Source organism: Pseudomonas sp. Kh14 (assembly GCF_900291005.1).
Taxonomy (GTDB): Bacteria; Pseudomonadota; Gammaproteobacteria; order Pseudomonadales; family Pseudomonadaceae; genus Aquipseudomonas; species Aquipseudomonas alloputida.
In genome coordinates, this window is record NZ_OLKJ01000184.1 from 1 (window position 1) to 257 (window position 257).

The following is a 257-nucleotide window of genomic DNA, read 5'->3' on the forward strand; positions in this document are numbered from 1 at the left end:
ACCTAGGCCTTGAGCGTCACGAAGTTCAGCAAGCAACTGCAGGCGACATCATCGCAATCACTGGTCTTGGCGAGCTAAAAATCTCTGACACTATCTGTGCACAGGGTGAAGTGGAGGCGCTACCAGCGCTGTCTGTTGACGAACCAACGGTAACCATGACATTCCAAGTAAACACGTCTCCATTCGCAGGTAAAGAAGGTAAGTTCGTGACTTCACGTAACATCCTTGAGCGCCTAGAGAAGGAACTGGTACACAAC

1 pseudogene is annotated in these 257 nt (G+C 50.2%); it reads left to right on the top strand.

Features of this window, described 5'->3' with window-relative positions:
* Positions 1-257: pseudogene (locus FQ668_RS27770) on the top strand (translational GTPase TypA); the annotation flags it as partial.